The sequence below is a fragment of the Actinoplanes sp. NPDC049599 genome (genome assembly GCF_044465625.1).
Classification (GTDB): domain Bacteria; phylum Actinomycetota; class Actinomycetes; order Mycobacteriales; family Micromonosporaceae; genus Actinoplanes.
In genome coordinates this window covers 22,006-42,886 of sequence record NZ_JBITLX010000007.1, presented here as the reverse complement: position 1 = coordinate 42,886, position 20,881 = coordinate 22,006, and the positions used below count along the sequence as shown (strand labels likewise).

The window sequence follows — 20,881 nt, the reverse complement described above, 5'->3', positions numbered from 1 at the left end:
CATGGCGCCGACTCCAGGCGGCCCGCGCCACCGCCCGGAAATGCGGCGGCGCGGCCGGCCACGTGTGGGTAGGGTCGGCCCTCTGACCACGCCGGCAACGGCGTCCGGGGAGGGAAGGGCGGAGCGATGACGGTGGCACGGAACCGATCCCGGCCGATCGAGGTGGGCGGCACGGCATACCGCTGGACGTTCCGGCGGCGGGCGGCCCACTACCGGGGCGGCGGGTGCACGCTGCTGACGTTCGTGGCGGAGCGGGACACCGGGCAGGGTGCGCTGCTGGTGGTCAACCTGCCGGCCGTAGCGCCGGCCCGGCCGGTGCTGCCGTCCACGGTGGCCGAGAGCGTCACCCGGGCGCTGGTCGCGGGATGGCGGCCGGGCACGCGGGGCCCGGTGCCCCGGCTCCGGCCGGGGCTGCACCACCGCCGGACCGAGCCCCGGGGCGCGCGGGCCGTGGGACCGCTGCGTCACGCCGGCCTCCGCCGCCGCGACTGAACCACCTGCCGCCCGCCGCGGGTGAGCGGGACGCCGAGGCGGTCCAGCGGGTGCCGCCGCGCCGGCCCGCGACGCACTCTATCTGGCCCATAGGATATGTGGGTATCCTGTCCCGCATGACGGCGCTCGACTTCCACTGGTTCCTGCCCACGAACGGCGACAGCCGCGACATCGTGGGCGGCGGGCACGGCACCCCGGTCGGCTCGGCCGGCGGGATCCGCCCGCTGACCGTCGGCTACCTCGGCCAGATCGCCCGCAGCGCCGAGCAGCTCGGCTTCGCCGGCGCGCTCACCCCGACCGGCGCCTGGTGCGAGGATGCCTGGCTGGCCACGGCGATGCTCACCGAGGTCACCGAGCGGCTGAAGTTCCTGGTCGCGTTCCGGCCCGGGCTGATCTCGCCGACCCTGGCGGCGCAGATGGCCTCGACGTTCCAGCGGCTGTCCGGCAACCGGCTGCTGCTCAACGTGGTCACCGGCGGTGAGTCCAGCGAGCAGCGCGGCTACGGCGACTTCCTCGACAAGGACGCCCGCTACGCCCGCACCGACGAGTTCCTCGGCATCGTCAAGGCGCTGTGGCGCGGCGAGACCGTCGATCACCTCGGCGAGCACCTGCGCGTCGAGGGCGCCCGGCTCAGCCGGCTGCCGGACCCGGCCCCTCAGATCTACTTCGGCGGCTCCTCGGCGGCGGCCGGCCCGGTCGCGGCCCGGCACGCCGACGTCTACCTCACCTGGGGCGAGCCACCGGCCCAGGTGGCGCGGAAGATCGAGTGGATCCGCGGGCTGAACCCGGCCCTGCGCTTGGGCATCCGGCTGCACGTCATCGCCCGCGACACGGCCGAGGCGGCCTGGGCGGAGGCGGACCGGCTGCTCCGGGGCGTGTCGCCGGCCGACATCGAGGCGGTCCAGGCGGGCCTGCGGCGCAGCGAGTCCGAGGGCCAGCGGCGGATGCTCGAGCTGCACGGCGGCAGCCGCGACGGCCTGGTCGTCTCCCCGAACCTGTGGGCCGGCGTGGGCCTGGTCCGCGGCGGCGCGGGCACGGCACTGGTGGGCAGCCATACCGAGATCGCCGACCGCGTCGCCGAGTACGCCGCCCTGGGCATCACCGAGTTCATCCTGTCCGGCTACCCGCACCTGGAGGAGGCGTACTGGTTCGGCGAGGGCGTCCTGCCGGAACTGCGCCGCCGGGGCCTCTGGCGCCACCCGGGCGGCGACGGCAACACCCAGCAAGCCAGCATCCCGTTCGCCGGCGTCGCACCGACTCCGGCGGCGTCACCCAGCTGAGTGGACCGCTCGGCGCGCTCCGCGGCAGCCGCCGTCTCAGGCATCGCGAGCCACGGCCGCGGTCGAGGGTCACTCACTCGTACCGGTACTTCAGCGAGTCCGCCTCCGCCTGCTCGATGTCGGTGATCGTCAGCTCCGGCATCCGCAGCTGGGCCAGCGTCACCTCGGCCGAGGTCGGCTGGGCGTCCGCCGGCAGCCACTGCTCCGGTTGCCAGGCCCCGCTGCGCAGCAGCGCCTTGGGGCAGTGCGGGTAGACCTGCTCGATCCCCAGCACCAGCGCGCTGGCCGGCGGCTTGCCCACGGCGGTCAGTTGCGACAGCAGCTCGGGGCGGGTGGAGACGCAGGCCCGGCCGTTCACCCGGAGCGTCGTGGTGCGGCCCGGGATGACGAACAGCAGCCCGGCCCGGCCGGTGGCGACGATGTTCTGCAGGGAGTCCAGGCGCTTGTTGCCGGTCGCGTCCGGGATCGCCACCGTCCGTGCGTCCAGGACGGCGACGAACCCGGCGGGACCGCCGCGCGGGGAGACGTCACAGTTGCCCTCGGCGTCCACGCTGGCGACCAGGACCAGCGACGAGCAGCCGATCAACCGCCGGGCCTGGTCGGTGAGTTCGGTCATCTGCTTCCGTACGGCCGCCTCGCTGGGCATTTCGTAGGCCCGGCGCAGCGCCTCCAGGTCGGGCACGGCGTCGCGGCGCAGCGAGTCGAAAGCAGTGGCGGCAAGGGCTGACGTCATGCCGCCGACCCTAGCGGGCCGACCCTGCCGCCGACCCGCACCCTATTGTGGGGCCATGACTCTCGCCGGCAACAACCCGTCACGGCGTCGCGGCCGGTGGCTGGCCGTCGGTGCCTCGATCGTCCTGCTGCTGTGGGCCGTCGGCACCGTCGCGTTCACCTACTACTACGACAATGTGCCGTTGGCCGACGACAGCGTGGGGTACCCGGTCGTGCCGGTGGCGGAGCTGCCGCCGCCGGTGGCCAACGCGTTCATCGCCGCCGTCGACCCGGACTTCTACGCCTCCGACGACTCGCTGATCACCCGGCGGTACGCGGTGCTCGCGTCCGGTGCCGGTGAGCAGTCCGGCTGGCGCACGTGGGTCATGGCCGACAAGGCCGAGGCCGGCTACACCAAGACGGAGATCCTGGAGCGCTACCTCAACAGAGCCGACTACGGCCGCGGTGCGGTGGGCCTGGACGCCGCCGCGCGGACGTACTTCGACAAGCCGGCCGCACAACTGACCGTTGCCGAGGCGGCGCTGCTCGCGGTGCAGCTGCACCCCGACCGGCCCGCGCCGGAGGCCGGCTGGGCGCAGGTGCTCAACACCATGGTGGAGCGCGGCTGGTTGAGCCCGGCCGAACGGAACGGGCTCACCTTCCCCGGCTGACCGGGCCCGGGAGATCCGGCGGCGGTGCGGCGTACCCCGCGAGACTCTGCGGGGCACGCCCCCGGTCAGCGCCAAGTCATGTCGAGCTGGCGTTCGAAGGTGACGTAGCCGGCCCGGGCGAACGCCCGCGCCATCGGCACGTTGCCGACGTCCGTCGACGCCCGGATCCGGGGCACGCCCTCGCCGGCCAGCAGCCGGGTGCCGGCCGCCAGCAGCTCGTCGACGTAGCCGTGGCCGCGGTGGGCCGGCACCACCCCGAGGTACGCGATGATCGGGTTGTAGCCGTTGTGCGCCGGGATGACGAAGCCGACCGGGTCACCGTCCGGCAGCGTCGCCACCTGCCACCACTCGTGCGGGGTCGCGTAGCGGTCCAGCTCGTCGCGGTACTGCTCCTGCGCGGACTCCCGGGCCGTCATCCGGGTCAGGTCGTCGCGGCTGTGCGCGTCCAGCGTGCCCTCCAGCACCAGCGTCATCAGGCTGATGAGCTCGCCGGCGTCGCGGACCGGGCGGAAGGTGAGGCGGCCGGCCGGTTCCGGCAGGGGAGTGCCGGGCCGCCACTCCAGGCGCAGCCGCTCGACGAAGAGCTTCGCGCCGAGGCTCTCCAGGACGCCCATCCGCTGCTCGACGCCGCGGCGCACCTCCGGCTGGTCACGCCAGTCGCCGGGGACGTACCGCAGGTAGTCGGGCGGGTCGGTGCCCAGCGTGGCCAGCGCGGTCCGCACCAGCCGGGCGCCGTCGCCGACCTCGCCGGCGAGGTCGAGGACGTCCATCAGCACCGGGTGCTCGTCGCCGGGCCGGGACCACCAGGCGGCCCGGGCGACGACCCGGTCGCCGCGCAGGGCGAGCCACAGCCATTCCGGGCGGCGCCGGCCGGCCGCGAGGTCCTCGGCGAGCTCCTTGTTGAGGACGTACGGCAGGCTGTTGAACAGGTCCAGCTCGTCGGGCCCGGTGATCGGGCGCAGGGTCAGGTCAGGGTCGTGCAGGGTCAAGGCATTCTCCGTCGGGAGGGCGCCCCGTCCGCTCCGTGATCAGCTGTGCTGGTCGAACGAACGGTGAGGACATGAGCGCGGCCGCCAGTTGTAGCCCGCCGGCCCGGCGGCCCGCAACCGGATTACGGTCGCACGCCGACCACGGTGCGGCGGGCGTCCCGCCACGCGATCAGCGCGGTGGCGATCCGGGGTGACACCACCGCCTCACCCCGGCGCCGGGCGGCGAGCTGGTCGATCAGCCAGCGGGGCGCGTCCGCCCGCGCGATCGCCCGGGACTTGGTGAGCAGCTCGCCGGTGCGCAGCGCGTGCCGGCCCCGGGCCATCGAGGTGAGTCCCAGGTCGGCCATGACCGGGTCGAGCCAGATCCAGGGCCGCCGGGCGGCCCACGCCCAGTAGCCGGTGAGCTCCGCCCGGGCCGCCGCCCGCACGTCGTCGTCGGAGACCGGCGGGAAGACCTCCCGGGGCGGGCGCCCGAAGACCGGGTACCCGTGCCGGGCCAGCTCGGCCCGGGTGACCAGGGAGAGGATCCGGTCGACCAGCCGGCCGTGGGTCCAGGTGGGGTGTGCCGTGCCGGCCTCGGCCAGCGTCGTGGTGTCGACGTAGACGCACCCGAGGTCGAACCCCGCGCCGGAGCCGCCGTCGAGACGGCGGTGCAGCGCGGCGAGCGCGGCCCGCCGCCCGGCGTCGACCGGCCCGTCGACGAGGGCGACCAGGTCGAGGTCGCTGATCCTCGGGAGGTAGTCGCCGGTCGCCAGCGACCCCGCGACCATCAGATCGCGGACCCAGCCCACCGCGCGCAGCTCGGCGCCGAACTCCGCGACGACCGCCGGTGCTGTCACCATGGCGGGAGTCTACGTATCGTCGGCTCATGGATCTACCGGCCCGCGCCGCCGAGCTGATCGCGGTGCCCTCCACCACCGACCGCCCCGGCGACCTCCGGCGGGCCCTGGAGCTGGTGCTCGACGTCGTCGGGCCAGGCTTCACCGTGGAGTGGTTCGAATCCCGGGGCAAGCCCAGCGCACTGGTCCACCTGCCCGGCTCGCGCCCGGCGTTCCGGGTGCTGCTCAACGCCCACCTCGACGTCGTGCCCGCCGACGCGTACGCGGCCCGGCGCGACGGTGACCGGCTCTACGGGCGCGGGGCGCAGGACATGAAGGTCGCCGCGCTGGTCCTGGCGGACGTCTTCCGGTCGCTGGCGCCGGTGCTGCCGTACCCGCTCGGGCTGCAGCTGGTGACCGACGAGGAGGTCGGCGGTTACGACGGCACCGCGCATCAGGTCGCCGCCGGCGTCGCCGCCGGCTTTGTCGTCATCGGCGAGCAGAGCGGCCTGCGCGTGGTCACCGATTCCAAGGGCATCCTTCAGGTACGGCTGCACGCCACCGGCACCGCCGCCCACGCCGCCTACCCGTGGCTCGGCGCCAACGCCCTGCTGACCCTGACCGCCGCGGTGGACGCGGTGCTGCGGCGCTACCCGGTGCCGCCGGAGGAGCAGTGGCGGACCACCGTCAACGTGGCCCGGATCGAGACCGGTAACCGCGCCGTCAACCAGGTGCCGGCGGAGGCGACCGCCTGGCTCGACATCCGCTTCCCGAGCGAGGACACCGACCTCGCGGGCCGGACCGCCGAGGAGATCACCGCGTTCCTGCGCGCGCTCAGCGGCGTCGACGTGACGGTGGACAGCCTCGGCCCGCCGCACCACGCCGACCCGGACAGCCCCGAGGTGACCCTGCTGCGGGCCGCCGCGCGGGAGGCCGGCTACTCCGGGGAGCTGCTGCGCAAGCACGGCGCCGCCGACGGCCGGTTCTACTCGGCGCGGGGCGTCGACGCCGTCATCTTCGGCCCGGGCGGCGACGGCCAGCACGGCCCGCACGAGTACGCCGACCTGACGACCGTGGCGCCGTACCGGAAAGCCCTGGTCCTGTTTCTCACCGGCCTCAGCCCGGCGCGCTGAGCGCGGCCATCCGCCGGGTCAGTTCCGCCGCCCGGAACCGCTGCACCTCGCGGGCCTGCCCCAGCACGAACCGCCGCAGCAGCGCCGGGCAGGTCACCCGCAGGGTCTCGGTGACCCGGGTGCCGGCGCCGTCCGGTGCCAGGTCGACGGTGGCGGTGAGCCGGACCCGGGCGGGGCTCACGACGTCGCTGACCAGCCGCCGGTCGGGGAGCGGCACCGTGATGGTCACCGCGATGAGGTTGTCGTGGTGGACCGGGCCGAGGGTGAACCGCTCGACGGCCACGTAGGAGACGGCCGCGCCGGTGCGCCGGACGTCGCGGACCTCGACCACCAGCGGGGACAGGCCGAGGTAGTTCGCCGGCTCGGCGAGGTGGGCGCAGACCTGCCCGGCGGGCGCGGCGACGGCGAAGGTGTGGCTGAACTCGGTGGTCGGCACGGGTGCCCGCTCAGGAGATGAGATCGCGGATGATCGGCGCGGCGTCGGCGGCGAGCGCGAACACCACCCGGGTCCGGGCCGCGACCGCGGGGTCCTCGACGAGCTGCCCGCCGGGCCCGACCCGCAGGCCCAGCAGGGGCGCCTCCGACGGCGTGAGCAGGCCGGTGGCGATGCCGGCGGCGAGCGGATCGTGCAACGGCACCTCGCGCGCGCCGAACTGCGGCTGGTAGAAGTCGAAGTACCCGCCCAGCATCGCGGCCAGCGCCGCGGTGAGCGGCGTGCCCGCGGCGGCCAGCACGGCCCGGTCCCGCTCGGTGAAGCGGTGCCGCATGGTGACGTCGAGCGGCACCAGCGTCACCGGCCAGTCCGCCGCGAGCACGACCGCCGCCGCCGCGGGGTCGTTGGCGATGTTGGCCTCGGCGTGCCCGGTCACGTTGCCCGGCACCCGGACCGCGCCGCCCATCACCGTGACGTCGCGGACCAGGCCGGTCAGGCCCGGCTCCCGGCGCAGCGCCAGGGCCAGGTTCGTCAGCGGGCCGGTCGCCACGATCCGCAGCTCGCCGGCGTGCCGCCGGGCCAGCTCCAGCAGCAGGTCCGCCGCGTCCCGGTCCTCGGGCTCGCGTCCGGCGGTGGGCAGCTCGACCCCGCCGATGCCGTTGCCGCCGTGGACCACCTCCGCACCGCCGCCGAAGCGTCCGTCCAGCGGGTGGTGGGCGCCGACCGCCACCGGCACGTCCGGGCGGCCGCCGAGCGCCAGCAGGTCCAGGGTGTTGCGGGCGGCCTGCCCGGCGGACGTGTTGCCGCTGACCGTGCCGGCGCCGGTCAGGGTGACGCCGGGCCGGCCGAGCAGCAGCGCGATCGCCAGGGCGTCGTCCACGCCGGTGTCGCAGTCGAGGAAATAGGGCGTCGCCATGGCCGAAAGGCTATGTGGTCGCGGCCGCCGTGGTTGTCCCCCTACCCGGCTGGGTACGACCTGCACCATGACGGACTACGGCATCCACGCCTCGCACGAGCAGATCCCGCCCGCCGAGCTCCTCGCCGCCGTGGTCGCCGCCGAACGCGCCGGCTTCGACGCCGCGATGTGTTCCGACCACTTCTCGCCGTGGAGCGCCCGGCAGGGCCAGTCGGCCTTCGCGTGGTCCTGGCTCGGCGCCGCGCTGCAGGCCACCAACCTGTCGTTCGGGGTGGTCAACGCGCCCGGCCAGCGGTACCACCCGGCGATCATCGCGCAGGCCATCGGCACCCTGGGCGCCATGTACCCGGGCCGGTTCTGGGCGGCGCTGGGCAGCGGCGAGTACAGCAACGAGCACATCACCGGCGAGCCCTGGCCACGCAAGGAGGTCCGCGAGGCCCGGCTGCTGGAGTGCGTCGGGGTCATCCGCGGGATGCTCGGCGGCGAAGAGGTCACCCGCGACGGCCTGGTCAAGGTGGACCGGGCCAAGCTCTGGACCCGGCCGGCGACGACGCCGGCGCTGATCGGGGCCGCGGTCAGCACGAAGACCGCCGCGTGGTGCGCGGGCTGGGCGGACGGGCTGGTCACCGTCAACGCGCCCGAGGAGCACCTGCGCGCGATGCTCGCCGCGTACCGGGATGCCGGCGGCCGCGGCCCGGCGGCCCTGCAGGTGCACCTGAGCTGGGCGCCGACCGAGGCCGAGGCCGAGGCGATCGCGCTGGACCAGTGGCGCAGCAACATCTTCCCGCCGCCGGTCTGCTGGGACCTGGAGACCGTCGAGCATTTTGACGTCATCTCCGAGAAGGTGACCATCGCGCAGGTCCGCCAGGTGGTCAACGTCTCCGCCGACCTCGAGCGGCACGTCGAGCTGCTGCGCGGCTATGCGGCGCTGGGCTTCGACCGGATCTACCTGCACCACGTGGGCCAGGACCTGATCCCGTTCGTGGAGACCTTCGGCGCCAAGGTGCTGCCGGCGCTGCGCTGACCGCTCACCCGCCGCCGGAGAGCTCGTTGTAGCAGCCGGCCGGCTCCTGGCCGGAGAGCTTGCCGATCTCGGCCATGATCCGGTCGGTGGCCTCCCGCCGGGCCCGGCCGGCGCTGCCCACCGGCGCGCCGAACCGCAGCGGCGCCCCGAAGCGCACGATCACCCGGCCGGGCCGCGGGAAGCTCGCGCCGACCGGCTGGATCTGCTCGGTGCCGATCAGGGCCACCGGTACGACCGGAGCGCCGGAGGCGAAGGCCAGCCACGCCACGCCGGTGCGCCCCCGGTACAGCCGGCCGTCGCGGGACCGGCTGCCCTCGGGGTGGATGCCGAAGGCCCGGCCCTCGTGCAGCAGGCCCAGGGCGGTCTCCAGGGCGGCCTGCGCGGCCCGGTGCGCGCCGCGGGGCACCGGCACCGCCCCGAGCCCGCGCAGCGTGGCGCCGATCAGCCGGCCCCGCACCCCGGTCCGGGTGAAGTAGTCGTCCTTGGCCAGGAACACCACCGGACGCGGCGCGACCAGCGGGACCAGGAAGCTGTCCAGGAACGACAGGTGGTTGGCGGCCAGGATCACCGGGCCCGCCGGCGGCACGTGCGCGCGGCCCTCGATGACCGGCCGGAAGGCCACCCGGGACACCGGGATCAGCGAGGCGCGGATCAGCTGCGGCAGCATGTCAGCACTCCACGTACGCGTCGATCGCCGCGCGCAGCAGCGCGTCGGCGTCGTCGGTCTCGACCGTCATCTGCAGACTGCCCCAGGACCAGAGTTGCGCGATGCCGTGCAGATTCGCCCATAGTGCACCGGCGGCGACGGCCGCGTCGGTGCGCCCCGGCCGGGCCGCGGTCACCAGGTCGACCAGGACGGCGAACAGCGGCCTGCTGGCCGCCCGCAGCCCCTCCTGGTTGCCGCGCAGCAGCTCGTGCCGGAACATCAGCTCGAACATGCCCCGGTCGGTGCTTGCGAACTCCAGGTAGAGCCGGCCCAGCGCGAGCAGCCCGGCCCGCGGGTCGGGCTGCTCGCCGAGCGCGGCGACCCGGGCGGAGAGCCGGTCGTAACCGACCCGGGCGACGGCGGCCAGCAGCTCGCGATGGGTGGGGAAGTAGCGCCGCGGCGCGCCGTGCGAGACCCCGGCGCGGCGGGCGATCTCGCGCAGGGTCAGCGCCTCGGTGCCCTCGGCGGTGACCAGCTGGACGCCGGTGGCGACCAGGCGGGCACGCAGGTCATCGGGCATAGACAGTGTCTACCAGAGCCGATGGACAGTGTCTATCACCCGGTCGTGGGCGGGGCCGGTCAGAGGTCGAGCTGGAAGAGCACCGAGCGGTGGGTGGGTGCGTACCCGAGGGCGTCGTTGATCCGGCGCATGGCCACGTTGCTGTCGGCGGTGTCGGTCAGCAGCCCCGGCACGTCCGGGTGCCGCTCGCGGGTGTGCCGGATCGCGGCCGCCTTCATCCAGCGGGCCAGGCCGCGGCCGCGGTGCCCGGGCAGCACCCCGGTGCCGTAGTGCTGGGCGTCGGAGGTGCCGGCGCCGGCGACCACCAGCTCGGTGAAGCCGGCGATCGTGCCCTCCGCCGCGTCGACGGCCGCGACGGTGCAGAGGGTGTCGCCGCGGGTGGTGACCGCCGCCGCGATCGCCCGGACCCGGTCGACGTCCCAGGTCTCGGCGCCGACGTCGGCCTGGTCCATCGGCATGTCGTCCATCGCCCGGCGGGACTCCGCGAAGGTGGCTGCCAGCCCGTCGGGCACGGTGCCCTCCCAGGTGACCAGGCGGTAGCCCGGATGCGGCTCGGCCAGGGCGGCCGTGACGTCGGCCTCCGCGAGGGCCAGCCGGGCGTAGGTCAGCGCCAGCACCGGCCGCAGCCCCCGCGCGGTCAGGAACGCCTCGCCGGGTGAGCCGGCGTCGACCGGGCCCGCCACCAGCGTGCGGCGGCCCAGGGCCCGGGCCGCGGCGGTGGCCTCGGCCAGCAGCGCGGTGCCGGCCCCGCGCCGGCGTTCGGCGGGGTGCACCGCGATCTCGGCCTCGGTGCGGTGCTCCGCGCCGGCCACCGTGAACACCCGCAGCGACGCCGTCGCGACCGGGTGGTCCTCGTCGCCGGTGGCGACCCAGGCCAGCCGGTAGGACGACGGTCCCGGCCGTGGCTCGGTCCAGGCGCTGATCTTCACCCGGGCATTGTGCCGTCCGCGACCGGCGGCGCCCAGCCCGGCCTGGGGATCAGGCAGAACGGGTGGCCGGCCGGGTCGGCGAAGACGCCGGTGCCGGGCAGCGGGGTCGCGCCCAGGCTCAGCACGGCGGCGGACGCGGCGGGCACGTCGTCGACCATCACGTCCAGGTGGATCTGCTGGGGCACCGCCGGGTCCGGCCAGGTCGGCGGCCGGTTGCCGGGTGCGCGCTGGAAGGCCAGCCCCGAGGCGCGGCTGCTGGTCGCCACCACCGCGAAGTCCTCGTCGCGGTAGGTGATCGGCAGGCCCAGCACGGCGCTGTAGAACGCGGCCAGCCCGGCCGGGTCGGGGCAGTCGACGATCGTGTGGTGCAGCCGGCCGATCGGCCCGGTGACTCCGGTCATGGCACCCATGATGTCGAGAAACGCGGCGCCGCGCCGACCCGCTGGTATGACGAAGTTCCCGCTGATGCAGCGCGGTGCGGTTGCTGACTCCGTGAGAGCGCTTTCTCGCCGTAACCGGTTCCGGGACCCGGATCTGCCACGCTGTCAAGGGAAAGCGCTCTCCGTTCCGCGAACCTTTCGTCATCCTTAAGTTGGTCGATGCCTGCTTGACCGCGTCCGGTTCGCCACGGTTGAGTTCGGCACTGTTAAGTCACCTTCCGGTTCCCCGTCCCCACCCGGAGTCGTTGTGCACCCATCCCCCCGAAGGTCCCTGCTGGCCGCGGGTACCGTGCTCGTCGCCCTGCTCGCCACCGCCGGCGTCCGCTTCGTGGCCCACGCGGACACGGTCGCCCCCGTCCGGGTCGCCGCCGCGGCCGCCTTCTCCCACCCCGGCGTCCTGCTCAACCGGGCCCAGCTCGACTTCGTCAAGGGCCGGGTCGCCGCCAAGGCCCAGCCCTGGACCGCCGCCTACGGCCAGATGATGGCCAGCCGGTACGCCTCGCTCTCGCGCACCCCCAAGCCACGCGCGATCGTCGAGTGCGGCTCGTACTCCAACCCCGACAACGGCTGCACCGACGAGCGTGAGGACGCCATCGCGGCGTACACCGACGCGCTGGCCTGGTACATCACCGGCGACACCGCGTACGCGGCCAAGTCCATCGCGCTGATGGACGCCTGGTCCGCGACGATCCGGAGCCACACCAACAGCAACGCCCCGCTGCAGACCGGCTGGGCCGGCTCGGTCTGGCCCCGGGCCGCGGAGATCATCAAGCACGCGTACGGGAACTGGCCCAACCAGGCCCGGTTCGCCACCATGCTGCGCACCGTCTACCTGCCCGTGGTCATCCCCGGCATCCACAGCAACGGCAACTGGGAGCTGTCGATGATGGAGGCGGCCGTCGGCATCGCCGTCCACCTCGACGACCGGGCCGGCTACGACCGTGCCATCGCCCGCTTCCGGCTGCGCGCGGCCTCCTACCTGTACGTCACCGCCGACGGCGCGCAGCCCAGGTACCCGCCGGCCGGCGGCATCGACACCCGCGCCGAGCTGATCAGCTACTGGCAGGGCCAGAGCACCTTCGTCGACGGCCTCTCCCAGGAGACCTGCCGCGACTTCACGCACACCGGCTACGGCATCTCCGCGATCGCCCACGTCGCCGAGACCAGCCGGATCCAGGGCGGCGACCGCTACCCCGAGCTCCAGGACCGGCTGCGGCACGCGCTGGGCCTGCACACCAAGTTCGAGAACGGCACGGCCGTGCCGGCGAGCATCTGCGGCGGCACCGTCACCAAGGGCCTCGGCCCGATCACCGAGGTGGCCTTCAACGCGCTGCACAACCGCCTCGGCATCGCGATGGCCAACACCGAGACGTACACCCTCGCCAAGCGCCCGCAGGGCAGCAACAACCTGTTCGTCGCGTGGGAGACGCTCACCCACGCCGGCAACCCCGCCTGATCCCCTCGTCCCCGAAGGATCCCCATGCCCCCGCATCCCCGCCGACGGCGTGTCCTCGCCGTCTCCGTCACCACGCTGACCGTCGCGGCTCTCGGCGTCGCCGGCATCACCAACGCCCTGGCCGCCACCACCGGCACCGTGGTCAGCAGCGCCAACGGCAAGTGCCTGGACGTCACCGACGGCTCCACCGCCAACGGCAACCTGCCGCAGATGTGGTCCTGCGTGAGCGGGCCCAACCAGACCTGGACGTACGGCGACGACCTGTCGCTCAAGGGCCTGGGCAAATGCCTCGACGTCGTGAACGGCGCCACCACCGACGGCGCGACCGTGCACCTGTGGGACTGCTACGCCGGGCTGGCCAGCCAGCAGTGGACCTACACGGCCGGCCGGGACCTGGTCAACGTCAAGGCGGACAAGTGCCTGGACATCAAGGACAACAACCTCGCCGACGGCGCGAAGCTGCAGCTCTGGACCTGCGGCGGCGGCGCCAACCAGAAGTGGACGGTCAACGGAGTGAGCACGCCCCCGACCACGCCGCCGACGGTCCCGCCGGGCAGCGGCAACCCCGACCTCGGCCCGAACGTGACCATCTTCGACCCGTCGATGACCCAGGCGACCGTCCAGAACCGCCTGAACACCGTCTTCAACCAGCAGGTGCAGAACCAGTTCGGCAACCAGCGGTACGCGCTGCTGTTCAAGCCGGGCTCGTACAACGTGGACGCCAACGTCGGCTTCTTCACCCAGGTGGCCGGCCTCGGGCTCAGCCCGGACGCGGTCACCATCAACGGCCGGGTGCACGCCGAGGCCGACTGGTGGCCGGACGGCTCGCAGAACGCCACCCAGAACTTCTGGCGCTCGGCCGAGGGGCTGTCGGTGACCCCGACCGGCGGGCTCGACCGCTGGGCCGTGTCGCAGGCGGCGCCGTACCGCCGGATGCACGTGCGCGGCAACCTGGCGCTCTCCGACGGCGGCTGGTCGTCCGGCGGCTGGATGTCCGACACCAAGATCGACGGGCAGATCCAGTCCGGCTCGCAGCAGCAGTGGATCACCCGTAACTCGCAGATGGGCTCCTGGTCCGGCTCGAACTGGAACCAGGTGTTCGTGGGCTCGCCGGGCGCGCCGGGCAACACCTTCCCGACCCCGCCCTACACCACCGTCGGGCAGACGCCGAAGGTCGCCGAGAAGCCGTACCTGTACGTCGACGCGGCCGGGGCCTACCAGGTCTTCGTGCCCGCGGTGCGGTCCAACTCGTCGGGCACCACCTGGGCGAACGGCAACCCGGCCGGGCAGTCGCTGCCGATCGGCACGTTCTTCGTGGTCAAGCCGGGGGAGACCGCGGCAGCCATCAACGCGGCCCTCGCCGCGGGCAAGAACCTGCTGGTGACCCCGGGGGTCTACAACCTCAACCAGACGATCGCCGTGACCCGGCCGAACACCGTCGTGCTCGGCCTCGGCCTGGCCACCTTCGTCCCGCAGAACGGCATCACGGCGATGACCGTGGCCGACGTCGACGGCGTGCGGGTGGCCGGCGTGCTCTTCGACGCCGGCACGACCAACTCGTCCGTGCTGATGGAGGTCGGCCCGAACGGCTCGGCCGCCGACCACTCGGCCAACCCCACCGTGCTGTCCGATGTGTTCTTCCGGATCGGCGGCGCCATCGCCGGCAAGGCGTCGGTGAGCCTGCGGATCAACAGCGACGACGTGATCGGTGACCACGCCTGGATCTGGCGCGCCGACCACGGCAACAGCGGCACGGTCGGCTGGACCGTCAACACCGCGGCGAACGGCCTGATCGTCAACGGCGACGACGTCACGTTCTACGGCCTGTTCGTCGAGCACTACCAGCAGTACCAGACCATCTGGAACGGCGAGAACGGGCGCACGTACTTCTACCAGAACGAGATGCCGTACGACCCGCCGAACCAGGCCGCCTACATGAACGGCTCCACGCAGGGCTGGGCGGCGTACAAGGTGGCCGACTCGGTGAACAACCACCAGGCCTGGGGGCTGGGCTCGTACGCCTACTTCAACGTCAACCCCAGCGTGGTCAACGCCCGCGCCTTCGAGGTGCCGGTCAAGTCCGGCGTGCAGTTCCGCAACATGGTGACCGTCTCGCTGGGCGGCACCGGCACCATCTCGCACGTCATCAACAACACGGGCGCCGCGGTCAACAGCGGCCACCAGGTGACCAGCATCGTCAGCGGTCCCTGACCCACGAACGAGGCGGCCCGCCGGTGCTCCGGCGGGCCGCCTCGGTGAGTGTCAGCGGGCGTTGTAACGCCTGCGTGCCCACAGGTAGCCGATCAGCGCGATCGCCACGCACCAGGTGATCGCCCACCAGAGCTGGTTGCCCACCGGGGCCCCGGTCAGCAGCGCCCGGAGGGTCTCCATGATCGGCGTGAACGGCTGGTGCTCGGCGAACTGCCGCAGGCCGGCCGGCATCGACCCGGTCGGCACGAAGCCGCTGCCGATGAACGGCAGCAGGCTCAGCAGCAGCGGCGTGTTGCTCGCCTCCTCCACCGTCTTGGCCACCAGGCCCAGCGCGGTGGCCAGCCAGGTGATCGCGAACGAGGTCATCGTCAGCACCCCGGCCACCGCGAGCCAGGCGACCGGGTCCGCGGTGGGCCGGTAGCCGATCGCGAGCGCCACCGCCAGCACGATGGCCAGGCTCACCAGGGTCTGGATGATGCTGCCCAGCACGTGCCCGGTCAGCACCGCGACCCGGGCGATGGCCATGGTGCGGAACCGGGCCACGATGCCCTCGGTCATGTCGGTGGCGACCGAGACCGCGGTGCCGGCCGCCGCCCCGCCGATGGTCATCAGCAGGATGCCCGGCACCACGTACCCGAGGTACTCGGTGCGGCCACCGCCCAGGCCGGCGCCGAGCGTGCCGCCGAAGACGAAGACGAACAGCAGCAGGAAGATCACCGGCATCCCGGCCAGGTAGAAGATCATCGCCGGGTAGCGCTGCATGTGCCGCAGGTTGCGGCGCAGCATCGTGTTCGAGTCACGCACGGCCAAACTCAAGGTGGTCATCGCACGGGCTCCTTCGCGGTCAGGGCCAGGAAGACGTCGTCCAGGTCGGGGGTGTGCACGGTCAGGGTCTCCACCTCGGCGCCGGCCTCGTCCAGGGTGGCGAGCAGGGCGCGCAGCGAGCGCACGCTGCCGTCGCCGGCCACCTGGAGGGTGAGCTGGGCGGAGTCGACGTCGGTGGCCTCCAGGGCCACGGCCGCGGCCCGCAGCGCCGGCCCGTCGGGGAAGCGCAGCGTCACGTGCCCGCCCGGGACCAGCCGCTTGAGCTCGTCGGCGGTGCCCTCGGCGACCAGCCGGCCGCCGTCCAGCACCGCGATCCGGTCGGCGAGCTGGTCCGCCTCCGCCAGGTACTGGGTGGTGAGGAAGACCGTCACGCCGCCGGCGACCAGCTGCCGCACGGTCTGCCACATCGCCTGCCGGCTGCGCGGGTCCAGCCCGGCGGTCGGCTCGTCCAGGAACACCAGCCGCGGCGTGCCGACCAGGCCCATCGCGATGTCCAGCCGCCGCCGCATGCCGCCGGAGTAGGCGGACGCCGGCTTGCCGCCGGCGTCGGTCAGGTCGAACTGCGCCAGCAGCTCGTCCGCGCGGCGCCGGCCCGCGTGCCGGCCCAGGTGGTGCAGGTCGGCCATCAGGATCAGGTTCTCCCGGCCGGTGAGCAGGCCGTCGACCGCGGCGAACTGCCCGGTGACGCCGATCGCGGCCCGGACCGCGTCCGGCTCGGTCGCCGGGTCGTGGCCGGCCACCCGGATCTCGCCGGCGTCGGCGTCGATCAGCGTGGAGAGGATCTGCACGGTGGTGGTCTTGCCGGCGCCGTTCGGCCCCAGCAGGGCGAAGATCGTGCCGGCCGGGACGTGCAGGTTGATGCCGTCCAGGACGGTGTGGTCGCCGTACGCCTTGCGCAGGCCGGTCACGGAGATCATCGGCTCTCCCCGGGCTCGCCGCGGCGGACGATGATGTTGCCGAACGAGGTGCGGGCGCGGAGCTGCACGTTGTGCTCGCCCGGCTCCGGGGCGCCGGTGCCGTCGAGCTGGTTGAGCACCTTGCCGTACTGGGTGTGCAGGTCCAGGTAGGCGGCCGTGCCCCGGGCGATGCCGACCTCCAGCTCGCCGGCGGCGGTCCGGACGGCCACCGAGCCCCGGTGCACCGCGCCGATCCGGATGCTGCCGTTGGCGGAGGCCGCGTCCACGTCGCCGCGCGCCTGCCCGGCGACGATGTCACCGTTGGCCGCCCGGGCGCGCAGGTCGCCGCCGGCCGAGCCGATCCAGCTGTCGCCGTTGGAGTTCTTCAGCGTCACCCGACCACCGACGGCGCCGAGCCGGATCGCGCCGGTCGCGGTGGTGGCGTGCGCGTCGCCGTCAACCGACTGCACCACGATGGCACCGCCGGCGGTGGTCACGGTCAGGGCGGCGGCGTGCTCCACCTCCACGTCGCCGGTCGCGGTGCGGATCCGGACCTCGCCGAGGGTGCCGGTGCCACGGAACGCGGCGACCGCCGCATCGCCGCGTACCTGGGAACCGGTGGGCAGCGAGATCTCGACGTCGATCGAGCCGGTCTTGCGCAGGATGCCGAGGGTCTTGAGCGTCTTCGGGGTCTTGACCAGCAGCGTGCCGTCGGTGAACTCGACCCGGGTCAGCTCGGCGGCCCGCACGTCGAGCGTGACGAGCGGGTCGGTCGGGCGGACCTCGACGACGGTGTCCGTGCGGTCGGAGGCGGCGACGCGCAGATCGCCGACGATCATCTCGATGGTGGCCCGGATCGGCCCGGGGGTGGCGAAGGTGGGCATGGCGTGGTCCTTTCGCGGCAGGAAGGGGGGTGCGGTGGGCGGCATCAGCGGGCCCAGCCGGTGAAGCGGTCGCCACCGAGCGGGGCGCGCGACGTGTGCGGCCGGTCGCCGGTCTGCACCGCCGCGGTGGCCGCCCGGACCAGCCAGGCGTTCACCGACAGCCCGTCGCGCGCGGCGGCCTCCTCGATCCGGCCCTTGAGCTGGTCGGGCAGCCGGAAGTTGATCCGGGAGACGGCGCCGTCGTCGGGGGTCTCGGTGGCCTCCGCCGGAGCGGGGGCCGGGCTCTCGGCGCCGGGGTGCTCGACCGGCGGCGGGGTGACCACGAAGCCGGGGGAGCCGGCACGCAGCCGCAGCTCCACCGAGCCGGGCGCGAGGTCGCGGGTGATCTCGTCCGCGGCGGCGGACAGGGCGTCGAGCATGGCGAGCCGGAAGGCCGAGTCCATCGGCGCGGTCAGCCGGTCGGCCAGCGCGCGGGCGTCGGGGCCGCCGAGCTCGGCCGCGTCGGCGAGCTCCTCGCGCAGGCGGGCGACGTATGACGTGAGGTCCATGGCACCACTATGGCACCACAATGGCGCCAAGTAAAGCCACTATGGCGCCACGCTTGTTGCGTCGGTTGCCGCGTCGGTTGGTTGAAGTTCCGGCGGCGGGGTACCACCCCGCCGTGCACGAGGTTTCTGATCTTCCGCTGCCCGGCTCCGGCCGCACCCTGGAACGCTTCGAGCGGCTGGCCGCGCTGGCCCGCCGGGACCCGGTGCTGGCCCGGCTGGCCGAGGGGCACGCCGACGCGGTGGCGATCCGGGCCGAGCTCGGCGACACCGGCCCGGCCGGCCCGGACCAGCGGTGGGGCGTCTGGGCGGCCAAGCCGGCGTCGGTGACGGCCCGCCCGGACGGCGGGACCTGGACCCTGACCGGCGACCGGCCGTGGTGCTCCGGCGCGGGTTCCTGTACGCACGCGCTGGTCACCGCGGCCGCCCCGGACGGCGTGCGGCTGTTCGCCGTGCGGAACAGCGCACCCTGGGCCGTCCCGCTGGACGGCACCTGGCCGGCGGTCGGGATGGCCGGCAGCGACAGCCGGACGGTCCGGTTCACCGACGCGCCGGCCCGTCCGGTCGGCGGGCCCGGCGCCTACGTCGGCCGCCCCGGCTTCTGGCACGGCGGAGTCGGCGTCGCGGCCTGCTGGTACGGCGGCGCGACCGGCGTCGCCGACCTGCTGCTCGCCCGCGCCCAGGGCCCGCACGCCCTGGCCCACCTCGGCGCCGTGGACGTGCTGCTGAGCGCCGCCCGGGCCGTGCTGCGCGAGGCCGCCGCCCGGATCGACGCCGAGCCGGGCGCCGACGCCGAGCAGCTCGCCGTCCGGGTCCGCTGCACCGTGGAGTCCGCCGCCGCCCAGGTCATCGACCGGGTCGGCCGGGCCCTGGGCGCCGGGCCGCTGGGCCACGACGGCGCGCACGCCCGCCGGGTCAGCGACCTGACCGTCTACCTGCGGCAGAGCCACGCCGAAGCCGACCTCGCCCACCTCGGAGAACTGCTGAAGGAGGACCCGCCCGCATGGTGACCGTGATCGAGGGCGCCGGTACCGACGACACCCGCTGGCGCTCCTGGCCCGCCGTCGCCGGCTGGCCCGCCCTGGCCGTCGACCCGCCCGGCCCGCCGCTGGTGGTGGCCCCGCACCCGGACGACGAGGTGCTGGGCGTCGGCGGGCTGCTGGCGCTGCTGCGGGATGCCGAGGTGGTCGCGGTGACCGACGGCGAGGCCTCGCACCCCGGCTCCACCGTGTACACCCGGGCGCGGCTGGCCGCGCTCCGGCGCGACGAGACCGCCGAGGCACTGCGCCGGCTCGGGGTGGGGGACACCCCGGTGGTCCACCTGGGCCAGCCCGACGGCGGCATCAACGAGGACGCGCTGACCGCGGCGCTCACCGAACGGCTCACGCCGGGCCGCTGGTGCCTGGCCACCTGGCGCGGCGACGGGCACCCGGACCACGAGGCGGTCGGCCGGGCCGCGGCCGCCGCCTGCGCGGCCACCGGCGCCCGGCTGCTGGAGTATCCGATCTGGACCTGGCACTGGGCGGAGCCCGGCGACCACCGGGTGCCCTGGGACCGGGCCCGCCGGCTGGACCTGCCGGCAGCCGCCCGGCACGCCAAGGAGGCGGCGATCCAGGCGTTCCCCAGCCAGATCCACGACCTCGGGCCGGAGCCGGGCGACGCCGCGATCCTGCCGCCGCACGTGCTGGCCCGGTTCCGCCGGCCGTTCGAGGTGGTGTTCGGGTGACCACCCCGCAGGACTACTTCGAGCGGATGTACGCCGCCAGCGCCGACCCGTGGAGCTTCGAGGCCCGCTGGTACGACAACCGCAAGCACACGCTGACCGTGGCCGCGCTGCCCCGCCCCCGCTACCGGTCCGCGTTCGAGCCCGGCTGCTCGACCGGCATGCTGACCGCCCGGCTGGCGCCCCGCTGCGAGGCCCTGCTCGCCGTGGACGCCGTCGGGTCCGCCGTCGCGACCACCGCGGACCGGCTCGCCGCCGAGCCGCACGTGAGCGTCGCCCGGGCCCGGATGCCGCACGAGTGGCCGGCGGGGACCTTCGACCTGATCGTGCTCTCCGAGCTCGGCTACTACTTCGACGACGCGGATCTCGACACGCTCGTGGCCCGTACGCTCACCGCCCTGGAACCCGGCGGGGACCTGGTCGCGGTGCACTGGCGCCGGCCGGTCGCCGAGCACGCCCGCCCCGGCGACGAGGTGCACGCGCGGCTGGCCGCCACCCCGGGCCTGGACCGCACGGTCCGGCACGTCGAGGACGACTTCGTCCTGGAGGTCTTCGCGCGGACGCCCCCGGCCGCCCGGTCGGTCGCGCAGCGCGAGGGTCTGTGCTGACCCGGTTCGCCGTTGTCGTGCCCGCCCACGACGAGCAGGAACTGCTGCCGGGCTGCCTGGCCGCGCTGCGGATCGCGGCGGGCGCGGTGGCGGTGCCGACCGAGGTCGTCGTGGTGGCCGACGCCTGCACCGACACCACCACCCAGCTGGCCGCCGTGGCCGGCGCCCAGGTCGTGACCGTGGCGGCGGGCAAGGTGGGCGCGGCCCGGGCGGCCGGGATGGCGTACGCGCTGCGGCACGGGACCGCCGGGCTGTGGCTGGCCACCACGGACGCCGACAGCCGGGTCGGGCCGGGCTGGCTGGGCTGGCACGCCCGGCACGCGGCGCGCGGCACCGAGCTGCTGGTCGGCACGGTGGAGGTGGGTGACTGGACACCGTGGCCGGAGGCGGTGCGGCACGCGTACGAGCGGGGCTACCGGGCATCCCGCCGGCACGTGCACGGCGCCAACCTGGGGTGCGCGGGGCAGGCGTACGCGGGTCTGGGCGGCTTCGCCGCGGTGACCCACGACGAGGACCGTGACCTGGTCACCCGGGCCACCCGGGCCGGGCTGCGGGTCGTCTTCGACCGGAGGTGCCCGGTGCGGACCAGCGCGCGCGGGGTCGCCCGGGCACCCGCGGGCTTCGCCGCCCACCTGGCATCCGTGGCGGATGAGGTGTCAGCGCGCTGAGGC

24 protein-coding genes are annotated in these 20,881 nt (G+C 74.4%); 11 read left to right on the top strand and 13 right to left on the bottom strand.

The annotated features are described in order from the left end of the window. Positions 1–132: 132 nt before the first annotated feature. Together ACIBQZ_RS15085 and ACIBQZ_RS15080 are read left to right on the top strand one after the other, a co-directional pair. On the top strand, positions 133–492 hold the full coding sequence (locus ACIBQZ_RS15085) for a hypothetical protein (protein ID WP_396089185.1): 360 nt from the start codon (positions 133–135) through the stop codon (positions 490–492). 116 nt (positions 493–608) lie between these two features. Then, a complete protein-coding gene (locus ACIBQZ_RS15080) occupies positions 609–1,772 on the top strand; it encodes an LLM class flavin-dependent oxidoreductase (RefSeq protein ID WP_396089184.1) in 1,164 nt (387 codons plus the stop codon). A 73-nt stretch (positions 1,773–1,845) separates the two neighbouring features. Here the strand turns inward: ACIBQZ_RS15080 and ACIBQZ_RS15075 are convergent, their stop codons facing one another. After that, positions 1,846–2,505 carry an MSMEG_1061 family FMN-dependent PPOX-type flavoprotein gene (locus tag ACIBQZ_RS15075; RefSeq protein WP_396089183.1) on the bottom strand — a complete coding sequence of 220 codons (660 nt, stop codon included), beginning with the start codon at positions 2,503–2,505 and terminating at the stop codon, positions 1,846–1,848. Positions 2,506–2,560: 55 nt separating this feature from the next. On the opposite strand from ACIBQZ_RS15075, the gene ACIBQZ_RS15070 reads away from it, so the two are divergent. Continuing rightward, a complete protein-coding gene (locus ACIBQZ_RS15070; protein ID WP_396089182.1) occupies positions 2,561–3,154 on the top strand; it encodes a transglycosylase domain-containing protein in 594 nt (197 codons plus the stop codon). 65 nt (positions 3,155–3,219) lie between these two features. Here the strand turns inward: ACIBQZ_RS15070 and ACIBQZ_RS15065 are convergent, their stop codons facing one another. Further along, positions 3,220–4,143 (bottom strand): GNAT family N-acetyltransferase, encoded by a 924-nt coding sequence (locus ACIBQZ_RS15065; protein ID WP_396089181.1) that lies wholly within the window; start codon positions 4,141–4,143, stop codon positions 3,220–3,222. 122 nt (positions 4,144–4,265) lie between these two features. Further along, positions 4,266–4,985: a nucleotidyltransferase domain-containing protein gene (locus ACIBQZ_RS15060; protein ID WP_396089180.1), complete on the bottom strand. Its 720-nt coding sequence runs from the start codon at positions 4,983–4,985 to the stop codon at positions 4,266–4,268. Between the two features lie 26 nt (positions 4,986–5,011). On the opposite strand from ACIBQZ_RS15060, the gene ACIBQZ_RS15055 reads away from it, so the two are divergent. Further along, the gene (locus ACIBQZ_RS15055; RefSeq protein ID WP_396089179.1) at positions 5,012–6,094 is read left to right on the top strand and encodes a M20 family metallopeptidase; all 1,083 of its coding nucleotides are present in this window, start codon (positions 5,012–5,014) and stop codon (positions 6,092–6,094) included. On the opposite strand, the gene ACIBQZ_RS15050 is transcribed toward ACIBQZ_RS15055, so the two are convergent. Both ACIBQZ_RS15050 and ACIBQZ_RS15045 read right to left on the bottom strand, forming a co-directional pair. Continuing rightward, positions 6,078–6,530, bottom strand: a complete 453-nt coding sequence (locus ACIBQZ_RS15050) for an SRPBCC family protein (protein ID WP_396089178.1) — start codon at positions 6,528–6,530, stop codon at positions 6,078–6,080. The two genes, ACIBQZ_RS15055 and ACIBQZ_RS15050, sit on opposite strands and share 17 nt — an antisense overlap. A 10-nt stretch (positions 6,531–6,540) precedes the next feature. Further along, the gene (locus ACIBQZ_RS15045; protein ID WP_396089177.1) at positions 6,541–7,443 is read right to left on the bottom strand and encodes a nucleoside hydrolase; all 903 of its coding nucleotides are present in this window, start codon (positions 7,441–7,443) and stop codon (positions 6,541–6,543) included. 67 nt (positions 7,444–7,510) lie between these two features. Between ACIBQZ_RS15045 and ACIBQZ_RS15040 the strand changes: the two genes are divergently transcribed. Further along, a complete protein-coding gene (locus ACIBQZ_RS15040) occupies positions 7,511–8,467 on the top strand; it encodes a TIGR03885 family FMN-dependent LLM class oxidoreductase (protein WP_396089176.1) in 957 nt (318 codons plus the stop codon). Between the two features lie 4 nt (positions 8,468–8,471). Here ACIBQZ_RS15040 and ACIBQZ_RS15035 read toward each other — a convergent pair whose 3' ends face one another. Genes ACIBQZ_RS15035 through ACIBQZ_RS15020 form a run of 4 tightly spaced genes read right to left on the bottom strand, consistent with a single transcriptional unit; the run spans position 8,472 to position 11,023 of the window. Continuing rightward, on the bottom strand, positions 8,472–9,134 hold the full coding sequence (locus ACIBQZ_RS15035) for a lysophospholipid acyltransferase family protein (protein ID WP_396089175.1): 663 nt from the start codon (positions 9,132–9,134) through the stop codon (positions 8,472–8,474). Between the two features lies 1 nt (position 9,135). After that, positions 9,136–9,693, bottom strand: a complete 558-nt coding sequence (locus ACIBQZ_RS15030; RefSeq protein ID WP_396089174.1) for a TetR/AcrR family transcriptional regulator — start codon at positions 9,691–9,693, stop codon at positions 9,136–9,138. Between the two features lie 59 nt (positions 9,694–9,752). Next, complete coding sequence (locus ACIBQZ_RS15025; RefSeq protein ID WP_396089173.1) at positions 9,753–10,622, bottom strand: GNAT family N-acetyltransferase; 870 nt, start codon at positions 10,620–10,622, stop codon at positions 9,753–9,755. Next, a complete protein-coding gene (locus ACIBQZ_RS15020; RefSeq protein WP_396089172.1) occupies positions 10,619–11,023 on the bottom strand; it encodes a VOC family protein in 405 nt (134 codons plus the stop codon). Before ACIBQZ_RS15020 ends, ACIBQZ_RS15025 begins: the two co-directional genes overlap by 4 nt. Before the next feature lie 286 nt (positions 11,024–11,309). Between ACIBQZ_RS15020 and ACIBQZ_RS15015 the strand changes: the two genes are divergently transcribed. Both ACIBQZ_RS15015 and ACIBQZ_RS15010 read left to right on the top strand, forming a co-directional pair. Beyond that, on the top strand, positions 11,310–12,518 hold the full coding sequence (locus tag ACIBQZ_RS15015; protein ID WP_396089171.1) for an alginate lyase family protein: 1,209 nt from the start codon (positions 11,310–11,312) through the stop codon (positions 12,516–12,518). 24 nt (positions 12,519–12,542) lie between these two features. Beyond that, complete coding sequence (locus ACIBQZ_RS15010; protein ID WP_396089170.1) at positions 12,543–14,729, top strand: ricin-type beta-trefoil lectin domain protein; 2,187 nt, start codon at positions 12,543–12,545, stop codon at positions 14,727–14,729. 51 nt (positions 14,730–14,780) lie between these two features. Here the strand turns inward: ACIBQZ_RS15010 and ACIBQZ_RS15005 are convergent, their stop codons facing one another. From ACIBQZ_RS15005 to ACIBQZ_RS14990, 4 genes are read right to left on the bottom strand one after another with little or no spacing between them, the layout of a single operon-like run. After that, positions 14,781–15,554 carry an ABC transporter permease gene (locus ACIBQZ_RS15005; protein ID WP_396089169.1) on the bottom strand — a complete coding sequence of 258 codons (774 nt, stop codon included), beginning with the start codon at positions 15,552–15,554 and terminating at the stop codon, positions 14,781–14,783. Further along, entirely contained in the window at positions 15,551–16,471 is a 921-nt protein-coding gene (locus ACIBQZ_RS15000; protein ID WP_396089168.1) for an ATP-binding cassette domain-containing protein, read from the bottom strand. The genes ACIBQZ_RS15005 and ACIBQZ_RS15000 overlap by 4 nt, the downstream gene beginning before the upstream one ends. After that, positions 16,468–17,334 carry a DUF4097 family beta strand repeat-containing protein gene (locus ACIBQZ_RS14995; protein ID WP_396089167.1) on the bottom strand — a complete coding sequence of 289 codons (867 nt, stop codon included), beginning with the start codon at positions 17,332–17,334 and terminating at the stop codon, positions 16,468–16,470. The genes ACIBQZ_RS15000 and ACIBQZ_RS14995 overlap by 4 nt, the downstream gene beginning before the upstream one ends. A gap of 44 nt (positions 17,335–17,378) precedes the next feature. Further along, the gene (locus ACIBQZ_RS14990) at positions 17,379–17,882 is read right to left on the bottom strand and encodes a hypothetical protein (RefSeq protein ID WP_396089166.1); all 504 of its coding nucleotides are present in this window, start codon (positions 17,880–17,882) and stop codon (positions 17,379–17,381) included. Positions 17,883–17,995: 113 nt separating this feature from the next. Between ACIBQZ_RS14990 and ACIBQZ_RS14985 the strand changes: the two genes are divergently transcribed. From ACIBQZ_RS14985 to ACIBQZ_RS14970, 4 genes are read left to right on the top strand one after another with little or no spacing between them, the layout of a single operon-like run. Beyond that, the gene (locus ACIBQZ_RS14985) at positions 17,996–18,889 is read left to right on the top strand and encodes an acyl-CoA dehydrogenase (RefSeq protein WP_396089165.1); all 894 of its coding nucleotides are present in this window, start codon (positions 17,996–17,998) and stop codon (positions 18,887–18,889) included. Next, on the top strand, positions 18,883–19,605 hold the full coding sequence (locus ACIBQZ_RS14980) for a PIG-L deacetylase family protein (RefSeq protein ID WP_396089164.1): 723 nt from the start codon (positions 18,883–18,885) through the stop codon (positions 19,603–19,605). Before ACIBQZ_RS14985 ends, ACIBQZ_RS14980 begins: the two co-directional genes overlap by 7 nt. Next, positions 19,602–20,210, top strand: coding sequence for an SAM-dependent methyltransferase (locus tag ACIBQZ_RS14975; RefSeq protein WP_396089163.1), 609 nt, complete (start codon positions 19,602–19,604; stop codon positions 20,208–20,210). Before ACIBQZ_RS14980 ends, ACIBQZ_RS14975 begins: the two co-directional genes overlap by 4 nt. Next, entirely contained in the window at positions 20,204–20,878 is a 675-nt protein-coding gene (locus tag ACIBQZ_RS14970; RefSeq protein WP_396089162.1) for a glycosyltransferase, read from the top strand. The genes ACIBQZ_RS14975 and ACIBQZ_RS14970 overlap by 7 nt, the downstream gene beginning before the upstream one ends. Positions 20,879–20,881: the final 3 nt, after the last annotated feature.

Excerpts from the sequence above, each read along its gene's own strand:
- ACIBQZ_RS15060 (WP_396089180.1), bottom strand. The coding sequence starts at position 4,985 with ATGGTGACAGCACCGGCGGTCGTCGCGGAGTTCGGCGCCGAGCTGCGC.
- ACIBQZ_RS15010 (WP_396089170.1), top strand. The coding sequence starts at position 12,543 with ATGCCCCCGCATCCCCGCCGACGGCGTGTCCTCGCCGTCTCCGTCACC.
- ACIBQZ_RS15020 (WP_396089172.1), bottom strand. The coding sequence starts at position 11,023 with ATGACCGGAGTCACCGGGCCGATCGGCCGGCTGCACCACACGATCGTC.
- ACIBQZ_RS15035 (WP_396089175.1), bottom strand. The coding sequence starts at position 9,134 with ATGCTGCCGCAGCTGATCCGCGCCTCGCTGATCCCGGTGTCCCGGGTG.
- ACIBQZ_RS15030 (WP_396089174.1), bottom strand. The coding sequence starts at position 9,693 with ATGCCCGATGACCTGCGTGCCCGCCTGGTCGCCACCGGCGTCCAGCTG.
- ACIBQZ_RS14980 (WP_396089164.1), top strand. The coding sequence starts at position 18,883 with ATGGTGACCGTGATCGAGGGCGCCGGTACCGACGACACCCGCTGGCGC.
- ACIBQZ_RS15000 (WP_396089168.1), bottom strand. The coding sequence starts at position 16,471 with ATGATCTCCGTGACCGGCCTGCGCAAGGCGTACGGCGACCACACCGTC.
- ACIBQZ_RS15080 (WP_396089184.1), top strand. The coding sequence starts at position 609 with ATGACGGCGCTCGACTTCCACTGGTTCCTGCCCACGAACGGCGACAGC.
- ACIBQZ_RS15045 (WP_396089177.1), bottom strand. The coding sequence starts at position 7,443 with ATGGCGACGCCCTATTTCCTCGACTGCGACACCGGCGTGGACGACGCC.
- ACIBQZ_RS15070 (WP_396089182.1), top strand. The coding sequence starts at position 2,561 with ATGACTCTCGCCGGCAACAACCCGTCACGGCGTCGCGGCCGGTGGCTG.
- ACIBQZ_RS15075 (WP_396089183.1), bottom strand. The coding sequence starts at position 2,505 with ATGACGTCAGCCCTTGCCGCCACTGCTTTCGACTCGCTGCGCCGCGAC.
- ACIBQZ_RS15005 (WP_396089169.1), bottom strand. The coding sequence starts at position 15,554 with ATGACCACCTTGAGTTTGGCCGTGCGTGACTCGAACACGATGCTGCGC.
- ACIBQZ_RS14995 (WP_396089167.1), bottom strand. The coding sequence starts at position 17,334 with ATGCCCACCTTCGCCACCCCCGGGCCGATCCGGGCCACCATCGAGATG.
- ACIBQZ_RS15055 (WP_396089179.1), top strand. The coding sequence starts at position 5,012 with ATGGATCTACCGGCCCGCGCCGCCGAGCTGATCGCGGTGCCCTCCACC.
- ACIBQZ_RS14990 (WP_396089166.1), bottom strand. The coding sequence starts at position 17,882 with ATGGACCTCACGTCATACGTCGCCCGCCTGCGCGAGGAGCTCGCCGAC.
- ACIBQZ_RS15040 (WP_396089176.1), top strand. The coding sequence starts at position 7,511 with ATGACGGACTACGGCATCCACGCCTCGCACGAGCAGATCCCGCCCGCC.